The 22178-nt window shown below is 59.3% G+C and carries 19 protein-coding genes; 9 read left to right on the top strand and 10 right to left on the bottom strand.

The window, feature by feature from the left end; translation table 11 throughout:
- Positions 1–7: 7 nt before the first annotated feature.
- The 3 genes from AVI_RS21995 to AVI_RS21985 all read right to left on the bottom strand — a co-directional run bounded on the left by AVI_RS21995 (position 8) and on the right by AVI_RS21985 (position 1973).
- Entirely contained in the window at positions 8–610 is a 603-nt protein-coding gene (locus AVI_RS21995; RefSeq protein ID WP_012654331.1) for an amino acid synthesis family protein, read from the bottom strand.
- Positions 611–711: 101 nt separating this feature from the next.
- On the bottom strand, positions 712–1404 hold the full coding sequence (locus AVI_RS21990; protein WP_012654330.1) for a GntR family transcriptional regulator: 693 nt from the start codon (positions 1402–1404) through the stop codon (positions 712–714).
- A gap of 101 nt (positions 1405–1505) precedes the next feature.
- On the bottom strand, positions 1506–1973 hold the full coding sequence (locus AVI_RS21985; RefSeq protein WP_041698659.1) for an Lrp/AsnC family transcriptional regulator: 468 nt from the start codon (positions 1971–1973) through the stop codon (positions 1506–1508).
- A gap of 123 nt (positions 1974–2096) precedes the next feature.
- Here AVI_RS21985 and alr point away from each other — a divergent pair, with 123 nt between their 5' ends.
- On the top strand, positions 2097–3221 hold the full coding sequence (gene alr / locus AVI_RS21980) for an alanine racemase (RefSeq protein ID WP_012654328.1): 1125 nt from the start codon (positions 2097–2099) through the stop codon (positions 3219–3221).
- Between the two features lie 17 nt (positions 3222–3238).
- Positions 3239–4504, top strand: a complete 1266-nt coding sequence (locus AVI_RS21975) for a D-amino acid dehydrogenase (protein ID WP_012654327.1) — start codon at positions 3239–3241, stop codon at positions 4502–4504.
- A gap of 13 nt (positions 4505–4517) precedes the next feature.
- Here the strand turns inward: AVI_RS21975 and AVI_RS21970 are convergent, their stop codons facing one another.
- Entirely contained in the window at positions 4518–5783 is a 1266-nt protein-coding gene (locus AVI_RS21970) for an FAD-dependent oxidoreductase (protein ID WP_012654326.1), read from the bottom strand.
- 15 nt (positions 5784–5798) lie between these two features.
- Positions 5799–7655 (bottom strand): DNA helicase RecQ, encoded by a 1857-nt coding sequence (gene recQ / locus AVI_RS21965; protein WP_012654325.1) that lies wholly within the window; start codon positions 7653–7655, stop codon positions 5799–5801.
- A 371-nt stretch (positions 7656–8026) separates the two neighbouring features.
- Between recQ and AVI_RS21960 the strand changes: the two genes are divergently transcribed.
- The 7 genes from AVI_RS21960 to AVI_RS21935 all read left to right on the top strand — a co-directional run bounded on the left by AVI_RS21960 (position 8027) and on the right by AVI_RS21935 (position 18110).
- Entirely contained in the window at positions 8027–9853 is a 1827-nt protein-coding gene (locus tag AVI_RS21960) for an FUSC family protein (RefSeq protein ID WP_139192344.1), read from the top strand.
- A gap of 247 nt (positions 9854–10100) precedes the next feature.
- Positions 10101–10187 carry a potassium-transporting ATPase subunit F gene (locus AVI_RS31845; protein ID WP_070148480.1) on the top strand — a complete coding sequence of 29 codons (87 nt, stop codon included), beginning with the start codon at positions 10101–10103 and terminating at the stop codon, positions 10185–10187.
- A gap of 152 nt (positions 10188–10339) precedes the next feature.
- Complete coding sequence (gene kdpA, locus AVI_RS21955) at positions 10340–12049, top strand: potassium-transporting ATPase subunit KdpA (protein WP_012654323.1); 1710 nt, start codon at positions 10340–10342, stop codon at positions 12047–12049.
- An 18-nt stretch (positions 12050–12067) separates the two neighbouring features.
- Positions 12068–14131, top strand: coding sequence for a potassium-transporting ATPase subunit KdpB (gene kdpB / locus AVI_RS21950; RefSeq protein WP_012654322.1), 2064 nt, complete (start codon positions 12068–12070; stop codon positions 14129–14131).
- A gap of 2 nt (positions 14132–14133) precedes the next feature.
- Positions 14134–14709, top strand: coding sequence for a potassium-transporting ATPase subunit KdpC (gene kdpC, locus AVI_RS21945; RefSeq protein ID WP_012654321.1), 576 nt, complete (start codon positions 14134–14136; stop codon positions 14707–14709).
- Between the two features lie 9 nt (positions 14710–14718).
- Positions 14719–17427, top strand: coding sequence for a sensor histidine kinase (locus tag AVI_RS21940; protein ID WP_012654320.1), 2709 nt, complete (start codon positions 14719–14721; stop codon positions 17425–17427).
- Positions 17424–18110, top strand: a complete 687-nt coding sequence (locus tag AVI_RS21935) for a response regulator (RefSeq protein ID WP_012654319.1) — start codon at positions 17424–17426, stop codon at positions 18108–18110. The genes AVI_RS21940 and AVI_RS21935 overlap by 4 nt, the downstream gene beginning before the upstream one ends.
- A 21-nt stretch (positions 18111–18131) precedes the next feature.
- On the opposite strand, the gene arsK is transcribed toward AVI_RS21935, so the two are convergent.
- The 5 genes from arsK to AVI_RS21910 are packed head-to-tail and all read right to left on the bottom strand — an operon-like array spanning position 18132 to position 21968.
- Entirely contained in the window at positions 18132–19382 is a 1251-nt protein-coding gene (arsK, locus tag AVI_RS21930; protein WP_012654318.1) for an arsenite efflux MFS transporter ArsK, read from the bottom strand.
- The gene (gene arsH / locus AVI_RS21925; protein WP_041698657.1) at positions 19379–20086 is read right to left on the bottom strand and encodes an arsenical resistance protein ArsH; all 708 of its coding nucleotides are present in this window, start codon (positions 20084–20086) and stop codon (positions 19379–19381) included. Before arsH ends, arsK begins: the two co-directional genes overlap by 4 nt.
- Positions 20079–20501, bottom strand: coding sequence for an arsenate reductase (glutaredoxin) (gene arsC, locus AVI_RS21920; protein WP_012654316.1), 423 nt, complete (start codon positions 20499–20501; stop codon positions 20079–20081). Before arsC ends, arsH begins: the two co-directional genes overlap by 8 nt.
- A complete protein-coding gene (gene arsB / locus AVI_RS21915; RefSeq protein WP_012654315.1) occupies positions 20498–21592 on the bottom strand; it encodes an ACR3 family arsenite efflux transporter in 1095 nt (364 codons plus the stop codon). The genes arsC and arsB overlap by 4 nt, the downstream gene beginning before the upstream one ends.
- Before the next feature lie 4 nt (positions 21593–21596).
- Positions 21597–21968, bottom strand: coding sequence for an ArsR/SmtB family transcription factor (locus AVI_RS21910; protein WP_012654314.1), 372 nt, complete (start codon positions 21966–21968; stop codon positions 21597–21599).
- Positions 21969–22178 lie beyond the last annotated feature (210 nt).

Raw genomic sequence — 22178 nt, 5'->3', positions numbered from 1 at the left:
CCCCCGCTTATACGCCAGCCGGGTTGGCGACATCCTGGCCCAGATCTTTCAGATCCTGATAGCGGTCGCCGATCCGGTGATGGGGCCTTCCGCCGACAGACGCACCAAGCCCGACAACGATTTCGTCGGCAGCTGGTGCATCGGCAATGGCCGTCTGAATCGTTAGATAATGGGAGCGGCGACCTTCGTCATTCTTGTCCATTAATGGGATCATGATTGGGGCATTGGCCGGACCGCGGGTGTTACAAAATGCGAGATAGGATTTTGCCCCCACCGCCGTGCGGTAATGGTTGCCGAAGCGCAACGTATGGATCAGCGCCGAAGCATGCTCGATCTCGCCATCAAGACCAACAACGGCAACCTTGCCATAGGCCTCGACCGCTTCGCCAGAGCCAACGGCATCCAGAATCATGCCTGTCAGAAGCTCGCCGAGAACCGGGGCGCATTGATGAATTTCCGGTTTCAGATCCTCGACAAAGCCGCGTCCGGCCCAGGGATTTTTAACGACAGCAAAAGCCGCGTAGAGCTTCAATGGTGTCGGCGCTGCCTTGCCGCCTTCCACCAGGGTGGTTTCCACATGCAGAAGAGTTTTGCGGATGTGCAGGGCCATGGCTTACCTCAAATATCAATCTTGGTATTATGGTATGCCAAGCTATTTCAGAGTCAAGCGGCTTGTCGAACAGGAATTATTTTTTCTTTTAAGGAATATATCTATTCGATCTCAATGGCGGATCGGGCCTGCTGCGCAAGCACCGCGACGGCTATAGAGGAGGCGCGCTGAACGTGATCAATTGCCGCCTGTTCGGCGGCTGGTCCATCGCCATTGCGGATCGCCTCGACAATCCGTTGCATCTGGGCTGGTCCCTCCGTCGCCCGGCCATCGGTCTTGATGGTCATAGAACGCAAATGGTTGATCCGCACGGTCATTTGCCGCACCACGCCCCAGGCGACCTGCCTATCAATCCGGGTAAACAAGGTCTCGTAAAATCGCGTCGTTTCCTTCAAGACATCAGCCATATCCTGGCGAGCATAGCCACCCTTGATCGCGTCCAGCGCCTCTGACAAGCCAGCCACAATAGCCGGATCACCCCTCTCCGCACAAAGCCGCGCCGCCATGCCTTCCAAAGCCGCACGGATTTCATAGATCTGCCGGGCTTCATCCACATCCAGTAGCGCCACCATCGGCCCCTTGCTCTGTGGATTGCTGACCAGACCCTCGGACTCCAGATGCCGCAGCACTTCGCGCACCACCGTTCGGCTGACCCCAAGCTGCGCGCACAGGTCACGCTCGACCAACCGGTCGCCCGGCTTGAAATAACCACTGATGATCGCATCGCGGACTTTCTCAAGCGCCAGTTCCCGCAGCGTCTTGGTGGGGCGTTCCACCTTGATGGTCTCTGTCATTCCCTCAAGCCTTCCCGGCAACCAGACCGCTCATAAAGAGCAGGCAATTCACCCGTATTATGGTCTACCAAAGGCCAAAATGACAAGCAGGAATGACACCATCACGATTTCGGCTTGGCATGGCGGGTTTTCAGTACATTGCGAATGGAAAAACTGGAATGGATGCGCGCCACGCCCGGCAGTTTGGCCAGGATTTCCTTGTGGATGCGCTCAAAGTCATGGGCGCTTTCGACTTCCAGTTTCAGCAGATAATCCGATCCGCCGGTCATCAGGAAACATTCCTGGATTTCCGGATATTTCCGGATCGCCGCCTCAAAGCGGTTGAGATAGTCCTCGGTCTGCCGGTCCAGTGTGATGTTGATGATGACAGCAATACCATCGTCCTTATCAGACTTGCCGAGAATGGCGGTATAGCCGCTGATATAACCCTGCTTTTCAAGCAGCGCGACACGCCGCAGGCAGGCCGAGGCGGAAAGCCCGACAGCCGCCGCCAAACTAGCATTGCTGATGCGCGCATTCAGCTGCAATTGGCGCATAATGGCCCGGTCGATGGCGTCGATACCACTCACGCAACAATCCTCGTTTTCTTCGCATAAAATTGCGCAAAAATTCACAAAGCACAAGAGTTGCCGATAACCCGCCCGGAAATTTCGCGAATCTTTCAATATCATCGAGAAAAACGGGGTGCAGTTATGGATATGTCTATCAGCCAGGATATGAATGCCGATGCGTTTTCCGCCCGCCTCGTGATCGACCTCGACGCGCTTGCCGACAATTACCGCCAATTGGCCGCTGAGACCACCCCGGCGGAAACCTCCGCCGTCGTCAAGGCCGATGCCTATGGCCTTGGAGCCGCCCGCGTCGGCCCCGCGCTCTACCGGGCTGGATGCCGGAAGTTCTTCGTGGCGAATGTGCAGGAAGCCGCCGGGCTAAGGCAGCATTTGCCTGGGGATGCCGAACTGTTCATTCTCAATGGCTTACAGCCGGGTGCAGAACCCTTTGCCGCAGCAAATGGCTTCATACCGGTGCTGAATTCGCTGGAACAGCTTGCCAACTGGTCGAAAATGGCAAGCGAGTTCGGACGAACCCTGCCCGCGATCCTGCAATTTGATACCGGTATGTCGCGGCTCGGATTTTCACCGGAAGAAGCCAATGTGCTTGCAGGCGACCCCGCCCTGTTATCCGGCCTCTCCATCCGCTACATCATGAGTCATCTCGCCTCAGCCGATGACAGCGCCAGCACCCAGAATGCCGCGCAATTTTCGGTCATGCGCGAGCGATTGGCGCAATTTCCGGGCATTGCCTTGTGCTTTTCCAATTCGGGCGGCATCTTTATCGACAAGCAGTTTCACGGCGCGTTGGTCCGCCCCGGCGTTGCCCTTTACGGTGCGGTGCCCAGCGATCTGGCAGGGCGCCGCATGAAGCCGGTGGTGCGGGTCGATGCGAAGGTGATCCAAACCCGAACGGTACCAGCCGGAGCCTGCGTCGGCTACGGCGCGACCTATGTGGCCACCAAGGAAACCCGGCTGGCCACCATCGCCATCGGTTATGCTGATGGCCTGCCGCGTTGCTTGAGCGACCGTGGTGCCGCTTACTATGGTGATATCCGTTTGCCAATTGTCGGGCGGGTTTCGATGGACAGCATGACACTCGATATTTCGGCCCTGCCACCCGGCACGTTGACGCTGGGAAGTCTGGTGGAGATGATTGGTCCGCACCAGAGCCTTGAGGATGTGGCGCAAGCGGCGGGCACCATCGCCTATGAAATCCTGACCAGCCTTGGTCATCGCTATCACCGCGACTATATTTCAGCATAAGAATATTGGGGAACGACATGAAAGTTACCATTCTGGGCGCGGGCGTCATCGGTGTCACCAGTGCTTACTATCTCGCCAAAGCCGGGCATGAAGTGACCGTCATCGACAGGCAGACGGGTCCGGCCCTGGAAACCAGCTTTGCCAATGCGGGAGAAGTGTCCTTCGGCTACTGCTCGCCCTGGGCAGCGCCCGGCATTCCGCAAAAAGCGTTGAAATGGCTGTTCATGGAACATGCCCCGCTGATCCTGCGACCGAAAATCGATGCTGCCATGCTGGGTTGGATGCTGAGAATGCTCTCTAACTGCACCTCCGGGCGCTACGCGATCAACAAAAGCCGGATGCTGCGGCTGGCCGATTACAGCCGGATTGCGCTGGCGCAGCTGCGCACCGAGACCAATATCGACTACGACCAGCGCATGCAGGGCACTTTGCAGCTGTTTCGAACTCAGGCGCAGCTGGATGCCTCGGCGAAAGATGTGAAAGCACTGGCGGCGGACGGTATTCCCTATGAAGTGCTGGACCGTGAAGCCTGCATCCGGGTCGAGCCTGCCTTGGCGGCAGCCCGCCATAAAATCGTCGGCGGCTTGCTGACGCCGAAGGACGAGACCGGCGACTGTTTCAAATTTACCAATCAGCTCGCTGAAAAGGCCGCCTCGCTTGGCGTGGTGTTCGACTATGGCCGCAGCATAGAACGGTTGGTGGTGTCGGGGGGCAAGGTCACCGGCGTTGTCACCGACAGGGGAACCGAAACCGCCGACGCCTATGTCGTGGCACTCGGCAGCTATTCGCCACTGCTGTTGAAGCCGCTCGGCATCACACTGCCGGTCTATCCGGTCAAGGGCTATTCGCTCACCATTCCAATTGTCGATCCATCGAAATCCCCCGAATCCACCGTGATGGACGAGACCTACAAGATCGCCATCACCAGGTTGGGCGACCGGATCAGGGTGGGCGGCATGGCCGAAATTTCCGGTTATACCAATGATCTGGGTGCCGCGCGTCGCCGCACACTCGAACATTCCGTCACCGACCTGTTTCCCGGCGGCGATATGGGGCGAGCCGATTTCTGGTCAGGCCTTCGCCCGATGACGCCGGATGGCACGCCAGTGATCGGCGCAACCGGCATCAGCAATCTCTATATCAACAGCGGCCATGGAACATTGGGCTGGACAATGAGCTGCGGTTCAGGCCGTTTGCTCAGCGACATCGTCAGTGGCCGCCAGACCGAGATCGACAATGCCGATCTGGCACTGAGCCGCTATGCTGCCGGTCGCGTCGGATAAAAAAGGTGCTGGCCTATTTCAAGGGCCGGACATGTTCCGGCCTGAAACCAAGGCCGATCAGCCGCCCGGCAATATGGGCAAGCAGCGGCCAGCGGGCAATGGTCTTCAGGAATGCAGGCGGACCGGAGGGCTTGGCCGGTGCTTCGTTCGCCACCGTCTCATCCTCGGCCTTCGGCTTGCGGCGCATCATCAATTGCAGTTTCTGCGTCGCCTTGGTTGGGAACAGGCGTCGTTTCTCGATGGCAGCGAGATGGGCGTCCAATGGTTCACCTGATAGCAGCGGCTTTGCCAGCCGGTTTGCCGCCGCCACGGCATCCTGAATGGCCAGATTGACGCCGACACCACCGATCGGCGACATGGCATGGGCCGCATCGCCGATGCAGATCAGTCCCGGCTTCCACCAGCGTTTCAGGCGGTCGATACGGATGCTGAGAAGATAGAGATCGTCAAAGGAGGTGACTTCCTCCACCCGCTCAGGCGACAATGGCGACACCAAAGCCACGGCTTGACGGAAAGCTTCGATCCCCTTGGCTTTGACCGTATCGAAACTGCCTTTGCGGACGATATAACCGCATTGCCAATAGTCGCCTCGATCAATCATCACGAAACCCTGCCTTGGGCCGCCATGCCCCATCGTATAAGGTGGGTCTTGCGGCTGATGCGACAGCTTGAACCACAGCACATCGCTCGGGCTGCCGAAGCTTTCCACCTCCAGCCCCGCCTTGGCGCGGGTGACGGAATGGCGTCCGTCGGCACCGACCACCAGCCGGGATCGCAGCGTCACCGGGCCTTGCGGGGTAGAAGCGGTCAAGCCTGCAACACCATCCGCCCCTTCCAACAGCGTCTCCACCTTGGCATTCATCAACAGCCGAAAATTGGCGTATTTCCCAGCTTCGCGGGCCAAAAAATCAAGAAAGTCCCATTGCGGCATGAAGGCGATGAACCGGCAGCGGGTCGGCAACCGGGAGAAATCAGCCATCGTCACGTCACGTCCGCCGATTTCCGCATGCAAAGTCGGCGCCTGCACATGCGGCAGTTTCAACAAATCTTCCAGCAGGCCAAGCTCATGCATCACTTCCAGTGTGGAGGGGTGAAGTGTGTCGCCGCGAAAATCGCGCAGAAAATCGCCGTGCTTTTCCACCACCGTAACATTCACCCCGGCGCGGGCCAGCAGCAGACCAAGCATCAACCCGGCAGGCCCGGCACCGACAACGGCGCAATCGCAGTCAATCGTCTCCTCGATGGGGAGAACAGAGGCGAGGTCTTCCTGTTCATTCATGATCCATGCCCCTCATTATCGCTCATGCGCCTGGATAACCTCCAGGAAAGCATCGCCATACCGTTCAAGCTTTGATTGGCCGACGCCAGAAATACCCAGCAGCGCCTCCCGGCTATCAGGCCTTTCCGTTGCAAAGGCAATCAGCGTCGTATCCGGGAATACAACATAAGGCGGCACGGAAAGATCCTTGGCAATCGCCATTCGCGCCGCCCTGAGCGCCTCGAACAGTTCCATATCGGCCCCCTCCAGCGCCGACTTGGCTCGTGCGGCGGCGGGTGACGCAGTGCGTGCCGCCTTGCCCTTGGTCGGACGGTCCTTGCGGAATCGCACTTCACGCTCCCGCTTGAAGACGGCGCGCGCGTCCGGCTCCAGTTTCAACGCGCCGAAAGCGTCATGATCGACCCGGATCAGACCGGCGGCCAGCAACTGCCGGAACACCGATTGCCAGGTTTTTAACGGCAGATCCTTGCCCGCACCGAAAACCGGCATGTCAACGTGGCCGAAACGGGCGGTCTTGTCGTTCTCATTCCCCAGCAGCACATCAATAACATGGCCGGTGCCGAAACGCTCCCCGGTCCGGTAGATCGCCGCCAGCGCCTTGATCGCCGCGTCAGTCCCATCCCAGGTTTCCACCGGCTTCAGGCAGGTATCGCAATTGCCGCAGGAACCGGGATGCACTTCGCCGAAATGCGCCAGAATTGCCTGACGACGGCAGCCGGGGGTCTCGCAAATTGCCAGCAGCGCATTCAACTTGGCTCGCTCGACCCGCTTGACCTCCTCAGCCGAGGTGCCGCCATCGATCATCCGCCCGCGCTGGATGACATCCGCCATACCATAGGCCATCCACACATCCGACGGCAGCCCGTCGCGTCCGGCTCGCCCGGTTTCCTGGTAATAGGCCTCGACGGAACCAGGCAGATCAAGATGCGCCACATAGCGCACATTCGGCTTGTCGATGCCCATGCCGAAGGCGACGGTTGCGACAAGGCAAAGGTTTTCCTCCTTCAGGAACGCATCCTGATTGGCATCACGCAATACCCGGTCCATGCCAGCGTGATAGGCCAGCGACCTCACCCCTTGCGTGTTGAGCCATTCCGCCGTTTCCTCGACTTTGGCGCGCGACAGGCAATAGACAATGCCGCTCTCGCCTTCATGGCGGGAAAGAAACCGCAGCAGCTGCTGGCGCGGCTGGTCGCGCTCGACGATTTCATAGGCGATATTGGGCCGGTCGAAGGAGGTGGTAAACACCTTGGCCGATTGCAGACCAAGCTTGTCGATAATGTCATCGCGTGTATGGGGATCGGCGGTCGCCGTCAGCGCCATGCGCGGCACGCCGGGATAGGTCTCGGCGAGCTTGCCCAGTTCACGATATTCCGGGCGGAAATCATGGCCCCATTGCGAAACGCAATGGGCCTCATCGATGGCAAACAGCGCAATTTTCGCAGAGCCGATCACATCCTTGAAGGCAGGCGTGACGATCCGCTCTGGCGTGACATACAGCAGATCGAGCGTGCCATCGGCAATGGCGCGCCGCACCTCGACAAACTCCTCCCGCGACAAAGACGAATTCAACGCCGCCGCCCGCACACCCACTTGCTTCAACGCCTCCACCTGGTCGCGCATCAACGCAATCAGCGGCGACACCACAACGCCGACCCCATCGCGGCACAGCGCCGGGATCTGGAAGCAGAGGGATTTACCGGCCCCGGTCGGAAACAGCACGACCGCATCGCCGCCAGCCACCACCTGCTGAACCACCTCGGCCTGCTTGCCGCGAAAAGCCGGATAGCCATAGACCCGCTTCAGAATGGACAGCGGATGTCTTTCGCCATGCTCGAATGTCGGTTCGTGGCGTGGCTGGCTTGACGGCATGGCATTGCTTTCGAGACATTATGGATGCCCAAAACAGGGCTGTTTAATCGGCTACCGGATGGCAGCGAAAGCCAAGAGATAGAGTTATATCAGGCCCCGTGCAACCTGGATGACCTTAGGCAGCGTGGGATGAAAACAGCTAAGGTCAACAAACCCGAAACGCAACCAAAACGAGATTCACCTTCACAACGCAAGCAAAACCTCTGAATACGGCAGCCAGACCGGCTTTGCGCGGTGCAGCAGACATCAGTCTTCGACACATGAGTCATGCAAACTCGCCTGAGGTATCGGGCGTCTGTCTTTGATACAATTTTCCATCAGCATGCATTTGGAAATGCTATCAGAAATGTTAAACGGGGCGACTAAAAATCGTGAAAACTGTCCTTGGCTTGGCGATGACATCAGAGACTGAAACAGCACGCCGCCCTTCAGGACATTGGGTTCGCCGCATTGCGCGCTGGCTGGAACTGCGTGCAATCGGGTTGACGCCTGAACATCTCGACATCATTGATGGCCTGCGCTCGGCCTTTATCGTCGGCGTTCCCGTCCTCATCGTCGCGGCAGGGCAAAACCAATTTGGCTGGTCGATTTTTGCGGCTTTCTGGACCTGCCTTGCCGATACCGGCGGCGAAAAACGGTTCCAGCGGCGGATGCTGGCGACCTTCGCGCTGCTTGGCAGCCTTACGGCTTTCCTCGCGTCCTGGCTTGCGGGTTTCGGGTCCATAGCAGGGCTGGCCGCCGGCTCAATTCTCGTCGGTTTGACCGCATTGCTGCCGCTGCGCTGGCCTGTCGTGCCGCTTGTCGCCACACTCCTTGGCGTGGTTGGCGTTGTGGCGGCGGGTTATCCTCACACGGCACCGCAAGCGGCACTGCTCGCCTGTTCGTTTCTGGCTGGCAGCGCCTGGGCCGCGCTGGTGCTGACTGTCCTGTGGCCAACAGATGCCTGGCGCCCAGCACGGCGCGCCATTTCCGCCGTTTACGCCCGGCTGGCCGATATGACGCTTGAGCTCGACACCATATCTCAGCCCGCAGCCATGCAAGCCTGGACCTTCAAAAGCAGCCAACATCGGCGTGCTGTGCGCAATGCGATGGAGCGCGCGCGGTCTCACCTTGCCCGCGCAGCTCGTCCATCGGAGCAGAGCGACAAGACCGCCCTCCATATCGCGCTTTTGGCGGCGGACGATATTTTTCACGCGCTTCTGGCGCTTGACCATCTGCGTTCATCCGAGCGGCAGGCAGATATTGGCCAGCTTTGCGCCGAGGTTATCCGGCCGAGCCTCATTGCGGCTGCCCAAAATCTCTCCCTGCATACGGAGCCAGTGACCGAGCTGCAAAATCGGCTTTCAGTGCTGGAAAAGAGCGTTTCGGACCGCCGTGACGCCGTCGCGGGCGCGGTGCGGAGCATTGCAACAGCACTCCAATGGAAAACCGCACCAGACGTTGCCGAAACGGCGGGACCGGAACAGGCCGCTTCGGACAAGATGGCACAGGCCCGGCAGCGGCAACATTTTTTGCGTGGGGCCGTTCGCAGTGCCGTGGGGGTGACGGTTGTCACCGTCGTCGCCCATCTGCTGGCCTTGAACTATCCCTATTGGGCCGCCATGGCCGTGGTCGTGGTTTTGCAGCCGGACCGGCGGATGAGCTGGAGCCGGGCGCTGGAGCGTATCGTCGGTTCGGTTGTGGGGAGCGCCTTGGCTCTGGCGTTACTGACCAGCATACCGGCATCAGGGCTGCTTACCGCCATCATCATTCCCCTCGCCGCAGCAACCATTGCCCTGCGCTCCGTCAGTTATACGCTGTTCGTCACCGTGCTGACCATGCTGTTCGTTCTGACCATGGACATGTTGCATCCAGGCGCTGGCATTGCATCGGCGCGAATGCTCGACAATATCATCGGCAGTCTCGCGGCAATCATTGTCACCTTCCTCGTCTGGCCCGACAAGGCGCCGTCCCTTTCAGAGCTGGCAGCCCGGGCGCTGGACGCCAATCGCGCTTACCGTGATGCCGCCGAACGCGGCGACGCGGCGCAGATCGCTCTCACGCGCCGCGCTGCCGGAATTGCCAGCACCGAAGCCGAGATCGCTTTCCATGCACCGGATCGATACCTTGGGAAAACGCCCCCTGCCACCGATGTCGAGACACTGGCAAAGGCGCGGCAACTCGCTGGCGAAGCGGCAGTTCTGTGGCATAGCCGGTAGCGGCGTCGAGCCGGGATCATTCAGACCTGTTCCCGGAAACGCTCTCCTTTGGACACCATCTTTATAAAATCCTTATCTCCCGCCATCGCATTCCCTATCGAGATTTAATGTCATTCGGGTGGATTGTGCATGTCTGACCATAGACAGGAGCACAATGTGACTGACTTGCTATTCATCGCCATCGGACTGGGGAGCTTCGTGGCTCTCGCGGTCTATGCCCGCGCCTTAAACAGTTTGTGAGGCGACCATGTTCGAACCCCTGCTCGGTCTTGCCGCCGCCCTGTTCATCTGCGTGTACCTGCTGATCACGCTGATCAGGCCTGAACGTTTCTGAAGCGATATCCGCTTCAGCCATTCTTGTCTCGTTTGTCTTTTCAGACATCGGACAACCCTCTTTCCTGCCAAGCATCAGACGTCCCGCACCGCGTTGCTTCATTCTCGTAGCGACGACGATGTGGGACGCAATCCCTCTTTCCGGAGAACATCATGTCTTCCAACGGTTGGCTGCAAATCGGCTTGCTGCTCGCTCTCGTCTTCCTCACCATCAAACCGCTTGGGCTTTACATCGCCTGCGTGTTCGAGGGGCAGCGGACGTTTCTCTCTCCCATTCTCGGCCCTCTTGAGCGGCTGCTCCTGCGCATATCCGGCGTTGATGCGCGCCGCGAACAAGGCTGGCTAGCCTATACGCTTGCCATGCTCGCCTTCAATGCCGCTGGCTTTCTGGCGCTTTATGGCATTTTGCGGCTTCAGGCCTATCTGCCCTATAATCCGCAGGGCTTTGCTGGCATGACACCCGATCTGGCCTTCAATACCGCGATCAGCTTCGTCACCAATACCAATTGGCAGGCCTATTCCGGCGAACAGTCCGCCAGCCATTTCTCGCAGATGGCAGGCCTTGCGGTCCAGAACTTCCTGTCGGCGGCCACCGGTATTGCCATTGCGCTGGCCGTCACCCGGGCCTTTGCCCGCTCGGCTGCCAACACACTCGGGAATTTCTGGGTCGATATGACCCGCTCGACGCTGTATCTGCTGCTGCCAATGTCGATTGTGCTGGCTCTGGTTTTCGTCTGGATGGGCATTCCTCAAACCCTCGATGCATCTGTGACGGCCACGACACTGGATGGCGCCCAACAGACCATCGCACTGGGCCCGATTGCCAGCCAGGAAGCCATCAAGCAGCTCGGCACCAATGGCGGCGGTTTCTTCAATGCCAATGCGGCCCATCCGTTTGAAAACCCCTCGGCGATCAGCGATTATTTCAACATCCTCGCAATGATGTCGATCACCATGGCGCTGATCTATGCCTTCGGCAAAATGGTCGGCGACCTGCGCCAGGGTTGGGCGCTGATTGCCAGTGTGGCCGTGCTGCTGATTGCCGGCATCGCCGCCGTCTATATCGCTGAAACCGCAGGCAACCCGATCCATCTGGCGCTTGGGCTCGATCCTTCATTCGGCAATATGGAGGGCAAGGAAGTCCGCTTTGGTCAGGCGATGAGTGCGGCTTATACGGCGATCACAACAGGCATTTCCAACGGTGGCGTCAACACCATGCATGGTTCGCTGACCCCGCTTGGCGGTCTGGTGCCACTGTTCCTGATCCAGCTTGGCGAAATCCTTCCCGGTGGCGTCGGCTCCGGCCTTTACGGGCTGATCGTCTTCTGTGTGCTGACTGTCTTCGTCGCTGGCCTGATGGTCGGGCGCACACCGGAATTCCTGGGCAAGAAGATCGAGGCCCGGGAAATGAAATTTGCCATGCTGGCCGTACTGGTCCTGCCCTTTGCCATTCTGGGGTTCTCGGCGATTGCTGCCGTACTCCCCAATGCGCTGGCTTCGCTTGGCAATGCCGGACCGCATGGTCTGTCGGAAATACTCTATGCCTATACGTCTGCGGCTGGCAATAACGGCTCGGCATTTGCAGGGCTTTCGGCCAATACGGCCTGGTATAATACCACGCTCGGCATTTCCATGGCGCTTGGCCGCTTCGCCTATGCGGTTCCCGTCCTCGCCATTGCCGGTTCTCTCGCTGCAAAGACAAAAGGCACGGCCTCGGCAGGTACCTTCCCCACGCACACGCCGCTCTTTGTCGGCCTGCTCGTCGCCATCATCATCATCCTGGGCGGGCTGCAATACTTCCCAGCATTGGCACTTGGTCCCATTGCAGAACATGTCGGCATGCTCGCCGGAACCCTTTATTGATTGAAAGAGGCTGTCATCATGACACAGTCACAATCCACCACAGAGACCAGGCCTGCCCAACGGCTGTTCGAACCGTCGATCCTCAAGGGCGCGTTCAAAGATGCCTTCGTGAAGCTCGATCCACGGCAACTGATCCGCAATCCGGTGATGTTCGTCACCGAAATCGTCGCCATGGTCGTCACGATCCTGGCGGTCCGCGACCTGATTACCGGAAATTCAGCGGTATTCTCCGGCCAGATTGCCGCCTGGCTCTGGTTTACCGTGTTGTTTGCCACCTTCGCGGAAGCGGTCGCCGAAGGCCGGGGCAAGGCACAGGCCGATAGCCTGCGCCGCACCAAGAGCGAGCTTTCCGCACGTAAAGTCACGGGCAATGCCGCCAGCAGCCGGGAAACAACCACGGTTGCCGCCACCACGCTGAAGATTGGCGATGTGGTACTGGTTGCCGCTGGCGAACTCATCCCCGGCGATGGCGAAGTGATTGAAGGCGTTGCCTCAGTCAACGAAAGCGCCATTACCGGCGAATCCGCGCCTGTGATCCGCGAGGCTGGCGGCGACCGCTCTGCTGTGACAGGCGGAACCCAGGTTCTGTCGGACGAGATCCGCATCAAGATCACCACGGCTCCCGGCTCTTCCTTCGTTGACCGGATGATTGCGCTGATCGAAGGGGCCGAACGCCAGAAAACCCCAAATGAAATCGCTCTGTCGATCCTGCTTTCCGGGTTGACGCTGATCTTCGTGATCGCCGTCGTCACACTCTGGGGTCTTGCCAGCTATTCCGGCGTGGTGCTGACGGTTACGGTCATGGCCGCCCTTCTGGTGACGCTGATCCCGACAACGATCGGCGGCCTGCTATCGGCCATCGGCATTGCAGGTATGGACCGGCTGGTGCGCTTCAACGTCATCGCCACCTCGGGCCGCGCCGTGGAAGCGGCGGGCGACGTGGATACGCTGCTGCTCGACAAGACCGGCACCATCACCTTCGGCAACCGCATGGCCAGCGATTTCATCGCCGTACCCGGTGTCAGCGCCACTGAAATCGCCGAGGCTGCCCTTCTTGCTAGCCTTTCCGATGAAACACCTGAAGGCCGCTCCATCGTAGCCTTGGCCACCGGCGAATACGGCCAGTCCGCTCCCGATGCGGCACCGGATGCGGTCATCCCGTTCACCGCCGAAACCCGGCTTTCCGGCGTCGATATCGGGGCTAAGCGTCTGCGCAAGGGTGCGGTGGATTCGGTCCTGGCCTTTACCGGTCTCGACGCGGCATCGGCACCACGCGCCTTTACCGACGCCGTCACCCGGATCGCCCAATCGGGCGGCACGCCGCTGGCCGTTGCCGATGGCAGCCGGTTATTGGGTGTCATTCACCTGAAGGACGTGGTCAAGCCCGGCATCAAGGAACGCTTCGCCGCCCTGCGCGCCATGGGCATCCGCACGGTGATGGTCACGGGTGACAACCCGATCACCGCCGCAGCGATTGCCTCTGAAGCCGGTGTGGATGATTTTCTGGCCCAGGCGACGCCGGAAGACAAGCTTGCCTATATCCGCAAGGCCCAGCAGGGCAGCCGGTTGATCGCCATGTGCGGCGATGGCACCAATGACGCCCCGGCGCTGGCCCAGGCCGATGTCGGTGTCGCCATGCAGACCGGCACGCAGGCTGCACGTGAAGCCGCCAATATGGTCGATCTGGATTCCAGCCCGACCAAGCTGATCGAGATTGTCGAAATCGGCAAGCAGCTGTTGATGACACGCGGTTCGCTGACGACGTTTTCGATTGCCAATGACGTCGCCAAATATTTCGCCATCATTCCGGCTCTGTTTGTCACCGCCTATCCGGGGCTTGCCGCGCTCAACATCATGCAGCTCGCCTCGCCGCAATCGGCCATCCTCTCGGCGGTGATCTTCAACGCGCTGATTATCGTTGCGCTGATCCCGCTTGCCCTCAAGGGGGTTGCCTACCGCCCGGTTGGGGCCGCAGCACTGCTGCGTCGCAATCTTCTGGTCTATGGTGTGGGCGGCCTGATCCTTCCCTTCATCGGCATCAAGATTGTCGATCTCGCCATTACAACGCTGCATTGGGTGTAATCATGCTGTCCCATCTTCGTCCCGCCATCACCATGACCGTGCTGTTTACCGGTCTTTGCGGCCTCGCCTATCCGCTCGCCATCACCGGCGTTGCGCAAGCGGTGCTTCCCGCCCAGGCCAATGGCAGCATTGTCACGAAAGGCGATGCCGTGGTCGGCTCGGCCCTGATCGGCCAAGCCTTCACGTCGCCACGCTATTTCGCCTCCCGCCCATCGGCCACCAGCAATTCGCCCTATAATCCGCTGGCGTCAGGCGGCACCAATCTTGGGGCCACCTCGCAAAAGCTGAAGGACCAGATTGCCGCCGCTGTCACCGCCTGGCAAGCGAACGGTCGCAGCGGGCCAGTGCCTGCTGATGCCGTCACGTCGTCCGCTTCCGGGCTTGACCCGGATATCTCGCCTGAAAATGCTCGCCAACAGGTGGCGCTGGTTGCCAAAGCCCGCAACATGCCGGAAAAGGATGTGGCAGCGCTGGTGGAAGCCCAGGTGCAACCGCGACTTCTTGGCGTGATCGGTGAGCCAAGGGTCAATGTATTGCGGCTGAACATGGCGCTCGATGCGGCGGGAGCCACTCAATAAGGTCTACTCATGTCCGACGCCCAGCGCGACACCAACCGCCGTCCCGATCCTGACGCCCTGCTTGGGCTCGCCAACCGGGACGGACGGGGAAAACTGACGATTTTTCTGGGAGCAGCGCCCGGAGTTGGAAAAACCTATGCCATGTTATCACGTGCCCGCGGTCAAAAGACGGCGGGCATTGATATCGTTATCGGCCTGGTCGAGACCCATGGCCGCAGCGAAACCGAATTGCTGACGGACGGGCTCGAAACCCTGCCGCGCAAGCAGATTGCCTACAAGGACCGTGTCCTAGAGGAATTCGACATCGACGCGGCGCTTGCCCGCCGTCCTGCGGTCATCATTGTCGATGAGCTTGCCCATAGCAATGTCCCGGAAAGCCGCCATCCGAAACGCCACCAGGACATCGAGGAACTTCTGGCTGCCGGAATCGACGTCTGGACCGCCTTGAACATCCAGCATCTCGAAAGCCTCTCGGAAATCGTCACGCAAATCACCGGCGTCCAGGTGCGGGAAACCGTGCCAGACCGGGTGTTGAAACAGGCCGATGTGGTCGTGCTCATCGACCTGCCACCGGAAGAACTGATCGTCCGGCTGCGAGAGGGCAAGATCTACCTGCCTGACAATGCCCGTCGCGCCACCGACAGCTTCTTTCGGCTTGGCAATCTGACCGCGCTGCGCGAATTGGCCTTGCGCCGCACCGCCGACCGGGTCGATGACCAAATGGTAGATTACCTCAAGCAAAATGCCATTGAAGGACCGTGGCGCACGGGTGAGCGGCTGCTTGTCTGCATCGGCCCGGATGCGCTCTCGGAAAAAGTGGTGCGCACCGCCAGCAATCTTGCGTCGGGGATGAATGCCCGTTGGTTGGTCGTCTCTCTGGAACAGGCCGACCAGGCGGATGAAAATCCCGGCGACCAGACCCGGATTGAAGAGCTATTTCGCCTGGCGGAACGGTTTGGTGCAGAAACCCGGCGTGTGCAGGGCCGCGATTTCGTTCACGAAATCCTGCGTCTCGCCAAGAAGGAACACGTCACCCAGATCGTTATTGGCGCACCGAAGCGATCCCGCTGGCAAAGGCTTTTCCGCCGCTCCCTGCCGGATGCCTTGCTGGACGTCAGATCCGGCATGGGCATTCACCTGGTCACCGGCGAAGCCGCACCAGAGAAAACAAAGCGCGTCGGGCTGACGAAAACCTTTTCACTGAAGAGCCTGCCCGTTCGCCCAAGAGATATCATCACCGCTCTCATCACCACCACGGTGGCGGTCATCGGCGCACGCGGCATCATCCATTTCGTGGCCCTGCCCAATGTGTCCATGCTGTTTCTGCTCGCGGTGCTGGTTTCGGCTTTGCGGGAAGGCTATGTCGCCGCCGTTCTGACCTCCGTGTTATCGGCGCTGGCCTATAATTTCTTTTTCATCTCTCCGGTTTTCACCCTGACCATCGCCGCGCCGCATGAAGTCTTTGCCTTCGTCATGTTCATTGCGGCCGCGCTGATCGCCGGGGGCATTGCCGCACGGATACGCGCCCAGGGGCAGATCGCGGCCCGCCGCGCCACACAGACGCAGATCCTCTATGACGTCTCTTCAAAACTTGCAGGCACGGTGGATGCCGACGGCGTGGTCTGGACCGCCGTCAGCCAGTTGAACGGCATTATCAAGCGGCCCGTTGCCTTGCTCTCACCGCAAAACGGCACGCTCGCCCTACGCTCCTGCTGGCCGCCGGATACCGAGCTTGGCGTGGCGGAAATGGCCGCGGCCCGTTTTGCTCTCGAAAAAGGCGAGACAGCGGGTGCTGGCACCGGTACCCTGCCGAATTCGAAACTGCAATTTCGGCCCTTGCGCAGTCCTGCCGGTACACTGGCGGTCTGTGGCCATGAAATGACTGGGGAGCCACTCGATCCGATGGAGGAGCGGGCGCTGTCCGCCATTCTGGACCAGGTGACAATCGCTCTCGACCGCGCCAATCTGACGATCCGCAGCGTCGAGGACCAGGCGCGGCTGGAACGAGAGCGGTTCCAATCGACACTCCTGTCTTCCATCTCCCACGATCTGCGCACGCCGCTTGCCACGATTACCGGCGCCGTCACCAGTCTGAAGGAATTTGGCGAGCGCATGCCCGTCGAAAGTCGTCGCGACCTGCTGCAATCCATCGAGGAAGAGGGCGAAAGGCTGTCACGTTTTGTCGGCAATCTCCTGGACATGACCCGGATTGAGGCAGGCGCATTGGAAGCCAAGCACGATTGGGTGGATTTGAACGATGTGATTTCGGACAGCATCGCCCGTGCTCGCCGTGTCGCACCAGCCACAGAGATCAGCGCCAGCATTGCCAAGGACCTGCCCTTGCTGCGGGCAGATAGCCTGCTTCTGGGTCAGGTGTTGTTCAACCTGATCGACAATGCCTGCAAGCATGGCGGCGGCGAGCCGGTCACCGTCTATGCCCGCGCCGATGATACAGTGCTGTCGCTTTCGGTAACGGACATGGGCAAGGGCATTTCGGAAAAAGACATCGACCGGATCTTTGAAAAGTTCTACCGTCGCGGCAAGGGAGCCGATGGCCGCAAGCCGGGGACTGGCCTTGGCCTTGCCATTGCCAAGGGCTTTGTTGAGGCGATGGGCGGCACGATCACCGTCGAAAGCCCGGCGGTGAAACGGATAGGCACGCGGTTCACCCTGCGTTTTCCGCTGGAGAATATGGAAAAGGACCGGGCTGAGGCATGAAAGGGCAACGCATTCTCGTCGTCGATGATGAGCCACAGATCCTCCGGTTCCTGCGCCCTGCCCTTGCGGCGGCCGGTTACGAGGTGATTGAAGCCGATACGGGCAAGCAGGCATTGGCGCTGGTGGCAACCGCCGTGCCGGACCTACTGATCCTCGATCTCGGCCTGCCTGATATGGACGGCAAAGAGGTGATCGCCCAATTGCGCCACTGGAACCCGATCCCGATCATCGTGCTATCCGCACGGGACCGTGAGGTCGAAAAGATCGCCGCCCTTGATCTCGGTGCCGACGATTATCTCGAAAAACCGTTCGGAATCGGCGAATTGACGGCCCGCATTCGCGTCGCCCTTCGCCATAAACCGCAAGCGGAACCGGCCCCATCCATCATCCGCAGTGGTGAACTCGTCATCGACATCGACCACCGCCTCGTCACAAGAGCGGATCAGCCGGTCAAGTTGACGCCGAAGGAATATGATCTGCTGCGCCTGCTCGCCACCCATGCGGGTCGCGTCTTGACCCATGGCGCCTTGCTGAAAGAGGTATGGGGGCCGGCCCATGCCCACGACCTTCAATATCTGCGCGTCTTTATTCGCCAGATCCGCGCCAAGATTGAAAAAGACGAAAGCCAACCGGCAATCATCCTCACCGAAGCCGGGGTGGGGTATCGCTTTGTGCTGGCGTAACCGCTTTGAGTTTCCGAGAGACTATGTTGGCATTGTGCGCTGACGCTGGGCCAAATGTGCAATTGCCAGGAAGGCGAGGACCGCAACACCGCCAATGGCGGTGTTGATTGCAAGAGCCAGGTCCGTACCCATGTTTTCCATCATCCATGCGAAAGCGAAAGGGGCCGTCGAAGACACGACCAACCGAACGGCGGTGACGTGCCCCTGGCGCCTGCCATAACCGGCGCTGCCGAACAATGCCAGCGGCAGGGTTCCCTGGACGATGCTGCCAAGGCCGGAGCCCAAGCCGAACAGGACCGCAAAAATCAATGCGCCTGAAAAGGATGGCGCCGTCAACAAAAGCACCGCAACTGCCCCCGGCATCAGCAGCGCCGAAACCAGTGCCAATGTCAGTTGAGACAGATCGCGGCCAAACATCATATTGGTGAAGCGGCTGAGGACTTGCGATGGACCAAACAGGGTTCCGACCAATAGAGCGGCGGAGCCAAGGCCGAGCGCCGTCAACAGCGGCACCATATGCACGAGCAAAGCCGCATTCACGAAGCTTTCAAGCGCAAAACCTGTCACCATCAGGAGAAAGGCGATAGGTCGCAACCTGTCGGGCAGCCCTCCTTCCATGATATGATGTGACGTGGCGCTGGGAGCGACAACTGGTGCATGACGCTCACCCACCCTGCTTGCCAGCCACAGATGAAGTGGCAAGCAGATGGCAAGATGCAGAAGCGCGTAAACCAGATAGACCTGCCGCCAGCTGAGATCGGCATGAAGGGCCGAGGTCAATGGCCAGAAAATCGTCGAGGCAAAACCGGCGATCAAAGTCAGATAAGTGATATTCCGTTGCGCACTCTGCGGCCGAAACTGGACAAGAAAGGCAAAAGCCGCCGTATATTGTACCAGGGTCGATGCCATCTCAATGACGATCAGCGCCATTACAAATGTAATCTTGCCCGGCGCAAACGCGCAGGCGGCCAGGGACAGCGCAGCGATCATCGATCCCACCGTCAGGACCCGACCTGCACCATGGTCATCGATGATGCGTCCTACCCAGGGTGCTACCAGTCCGCCTGCCAGCAGAGCAGCGGAAAGAGTTGCAAAAATCCATTCGCTCGACCAGCCAAGATCCAAACCCATTGCGGGGGCGAGAATACTGAAACTATAATAGAGCGTGCCGTAACCGATGATTTGCGTCAGCCCCAAGGCGATGGTCACAAGGATATCGCCCCGGTCGGTCGAAAGCGACAAGCGACTGGGACTGGTCCTATTCAGGCTCATAGTGTTGTGTTGCCCGTGAATGTCTCGCGCTTTTCAGCCGCCTCCTTCCGCTCGCTGTAGCGGTCGGTCAGATAGCTGGATGCATCTCGTGTCAGGAGCGTAAACTTCACCAGCTCCTCGCAGACATCGACGACGCGGTCGTAATAGGAGGAGGGTTTCATGCGTCCGTCAGCGTCAAACTCCTGGAATGCCTTGGCAACGGAGGATTGGTTGGGGATGGTGATCATCCGCATCCAGCGGCCAAGAATGCGCATCTGGTTGACCGCATTGAAGGACTGCGATCCTCCCGAAACCTGCATGACAGCCAGGGTCTTTCCCTGGGTCGGGCGCACAGCACCGATGGAAAGCGGAATCCAGTCGATCTGGGATTTCATGATACCGGTCATCGCGCCATGGCGTTCAGGGCTGACCCAGACCTGACCTTCCGACCATGCAGATAACGCGCGCAATTCCTGGACCTTTGGATGATTGACCGGTTCTGCATCTGGCAATGGTAAGCCCGTCGGATCGAATATCCTCACCTCGCACCCGAAATGCTCAAGCAGCCGGCCCGCTTCCTGCGCCAATAACCGGCTGTAAGACACGGCCCGCAGAGAGCCATACAAGATCAGGATTCGAGGCTTGTGCGTGGAGACCGGAGGCCTCAAGGCCGCCATGTCTGGATGGTTCAAATGCTGTTCGACAGCCTGTGGCAAATCAGACAATCCGTTTACCCTCGCTGTCCAGCACCCTTTCACCGTCTTCCTTGGTGAACGCTCCCTGATGGGTATTGGGCAGGATCTCAAGGACCCGTTCGGAGGGTCGGGCGAGGCGCGTCCCAAGCGGGGTGATCACGAACGGACGATTGATCAGGATCGGGTGTTCCAGCATCGCATCCAACAATTGCGCGTCGGTAAGATCAGGATTATCCAGCCCGAGCTGGGCATAGGGCGTACCCTTTTCCCGGATCGCTTCACGCACCGAAAGACCAGCATCGGCAATCATCCTGGCCAGTTCGCCTCGCGTTGGTGGGGTGCTCAGATATTCAATAACCAGCGGTTCGATGCCCGCATTGCGGATCATTGCCAGCGTGTTTCGGGACGTGCCGCACTCGGGGTTGTGATAGATAGTGGCGTTCATGACCGGACCTTCTCCTGGGTGTTTGTTTCATGACTATTGGCTTGGGAAAGACCAGCCGCCTGCACCGCCGTGCCGCGCTCGTACCAACCCTTGCTGCGATTGACGATCCAGACGACCGACAGCATGACCGGCACTTCGATGAGAACGCCGACGACCGTCGCAAGGGCGGCACCGGAATTGAAGCCGAACAGGCTGATGGCAGCGGCAACCGCCAGCTCGAAGAAATTCGACGCGCCGATCAGGGCTGAAGGACCGGCAATGCAATGTTGCTCACCCGTCATACGGTTCAGCAGATAGGCGAGGCCCGAATTGAAATAGACCTGGATGAGGATCGGCACGGCAAGAAGGGCGATAATGGTCGGTTGTGCAATGATCTGCTCGCCCTGGAACCCGAACAGCAATACCAGCGTGGCCAGCAACGCTACAAGCGACATCGGTTGCAGCACCTTCAGCAAACGGTCGAGCGAGGCCGAAGAGCCGGACGAGGTCAGACTGCGCCGCAAAATCTGCGCCGCGATCACTGGAAGGATGATGTAGAGCACCACCGAAAACACCAGGGTATCCCAAGGTACGGTGATGGCGGACAGGCCAAGCAACAGGCCGACGATGGGCGCAAAGGCCACGACCATGATCGCATCGTTCAATGCGACCTGGGAAAGGGTAAAATGAGGCTCGCCCTTTGTCAGGTTAGACCAGACGAAGACCATGGCCGTGCAGGGTGCCGCAGCCAGAATGATCAGTCCGGCAATATAGGAGTCGATCTGCACAGCCGGAAGCAAGGGCCGAAACAGGGTGCCGATAAACAGCCAGCCAAGCAGCGCCATGGAAAAGGGCTTGACCGCCCAATTGATGAACAGCGTAACACCGATGCCGCGCCAGTGACGACCAACCTGCCCAAGCGCTGCGAAATCGATCTTGATCAACATCGGAATAATCATCAACCAGATCAGCACCGCAACCGGGATATTAACCTTGGCGATTTCGGCGGCACCGATGACCTGAAACACACCGGGCATGGCATGTCCAAGCGCGATCCCTGCGAGAATGCAGAGGAAAACCCAGACCGTCAGATAACGTTCGAATTTGGACATCTGTTTATCGCTCCAATGACGTGGCGACCGGTGGCTTCGATCCCGGAGCACAGCAGACGGCAAGCTCAGCAACGGGCACGCAGATGTCAGGATGTCCTGAACAGCAATCCTCCATCAGAAACCGGACAAGTCCGCCCAGGGCGGCATAATTGGCGGTATAAATAATCGACCGTGACTGCCGTTGCGCGGCAATCAATCCGGAATGTTCAAGCTCCTTGAGATGGAAGGAGATATTGGAGGGAGACACGTCGATCTTGTCGGCGAGCGCACCGGCAGCCATGCCATCTGGCCCAGCGACAACAAGCATACGGACGATCAGCAGCCGGGTTTCCTGGGAAAGAGCGGCGAAGGCGGAGAGAGCCTGTTTTTGATCCATATTTCAATATTCCTTGAATAGTTGAATTTATCTATTCAAGATTCCCAATAAATGCAAGGGAGAAAAACCAGGAGCTGCACGGCTGCATTGTAAGGCTCCGAAGCGGCAAGACCCGTCTCATCCATCAGACTTTTTGAGCAAATTATTCCAACTGGCCTCCGCCGGACAGCGAATATGACCTTTGATTTATTATCTACTATTTCTATCGTT

The sequence above is a fragment of the Allorhizobium ampelinum S4 genome (assembly GCF_000016285.1).
Classification (GTDB): Bacteria; Pseudomonadota; Alphaproteobacteria; order Rhizobiales; family Rhizobiaceae; genus Allorhizobium; species Allorhizobium ampelinum.
The sequence above is the reverse complement of the archived record's forward strand: the minus strand, read 5'-3'. Positions and strand labels throughout refer to the sequence as shown.

Bases quoted from the DNA above. Each gene is read 5' to 3' on its own strand.
- AVI_RS21995 (WP_012654331.1), bottom strand. From the start codon at position 610: ATGGCCCTGCACATCCGCAAAACTCTTCTGCATGTGGAAACCACCCTG.
- AVI_RS21990 (WP_012654330.1), bottom strand. From the start codon at position 1,404: ATGACAGAGACCATCAAGGTGGAACGCCCCACCAAGACGCTGCGGGAA.
- alr (WP_012654328.1), top strand. From the start codon at position 2,097: ATGGATATGTCTATCAGCCAGGATATGAATGCCGATGCGTTTTCCGCC.
- AVI_RS21975 (WP_012654327.1), top strand. From the start codon at position 3,239: ATGAAAGTTACCATTCTGGGCGCGGGCGTCATCGGTGTCACCAGTGCT.
- AVI_RS21970 (WP_012654326.1), bottom strand. From the start codon at position 5,783: ATGAATGAACAGGAAGACCTCGCCTCTGTTCTCCCCATCGAGGAGACG.
- recQ (WP_012654325.1), bottom strand. From the start codon at position 7,655: ATGCCGTCAAGCCAGCCACGCCACGAACCGACATTCGAGCATGGCGAA.
- AVI_RS31845 (WP_070148480.1), top strand. From the start codon at position 10,101: ATGTTCGAACCCCTGCTCGGTCTTGCCGCCGCCCTGTTCATCTGCGTG.
- kdpA (WP_012654323.1), top strand. From the start codon at position 10,340: ATGTCTTCCAACGGTTGGCTGCAAATCGGCTTGCTGCTCGCTCTCGTC.
- kdpB (WP_012654322.1), top strand. From the start codon at position 12,068: ATGACACAGTCACAATCCACCACAGAGACCAGGCCTGCCCAACGGCTG.
- kdpC (WP_012654321.1), top strand. From the start codon at position 14,134: ATGCTGTCCCATCTTCGTCCCGCCATCACCATGACCGTGCTGTTTACC.
- AVI_RS21940 (WP_012654320.1), top strand. From the start codon at position 14,719: ATGTCCGACGCCCAGCGCGACACCAACCGCCGTCCCGATCCTGACGCC.
- AVI_RS21935 (WP_012654319.1), top strand. From the start codon at position 17,424: ATGAAAGGGCAACGCATTCTCGTCGTCGATGATGAGCCACAGATCCTC.
- arsK (WP_012654318.1), bottom strand. From the start codon at position 19,382: ATGAGCCTGAATAGGACCAGTCCCAGTCGCTTGTCGCTTTCGACCGAC.
- arsC (WP_012654316.1), bottom strand. From the start codon at position 20,501: ATGAACGCCACTATCTATCACAACCCCGAGTGCGGCACGTCCCGAAAC.
- arsB (WP_012654315.1), bottom strand. From the start codon at position 21,592: ATGTCCAAATTCGAACGTTATCTGACGGTCTGGGTTTTCCTCTGCATT.
- AVI_RS21910 (WP_012654314.1), bottom strand. From the start codon at position 21,968: ATGGATCAAAAACAGGCTCTCTCCGCCTTCGCCGCTCTTTCCCAGGAA.